General features: G+C 68.7%; 1 protein-coding gene. It reads right to left on the bottom strand.

Features of this window, described 5'->3' with window-relative positions; translation table 11 throughout:
- The coding region (locus tag U8525_RS34630) for an AMP-binding protein (RefSeq protein ID WP_374270998.1) at positions 1-259 on the bottom strand (259 nt) is incomplete at both ends.

Below are 259 nucleotides of genomic sequence, written 5' to 3'. Positions count from 1 at the left end.
GTCTTCGCTTCCGAGGACGTCCGCGTCTCCGTCCAGCGACACGACCTTCGTCGTCGCCGTCTCCAGCCCCTCCCTCAGCGACTGCTGCGTCACCAGCACCGCCATCCCGCTGTCTTCCCTCATGTACTCCAGCCGCTCCGGCGGGAAGGACGGGTCCAACGGCACGTAGCTGGCCCCCGTCTTCAGGATGCCCAGCAGCCCCACCACCATCGCCTCCGAGCGCTCCACGTACAGGCCCACCCGCTCCTCGGGCTTCACC

The sequence above is a fragment of the Corallococcus sp. RDP092CA genome (genome assembly GCF_041903675.1).
Classification (GTDB): domain Bacteria; phylum Myxococcota; class Myxococcia; order Myxococcales; family Myxococcaceae; genus Corallococcus.
Note: the sequence above shows the minus strand (reverse complement) of the source record. Positions and strands in the feature narration are given on the sequence as shown.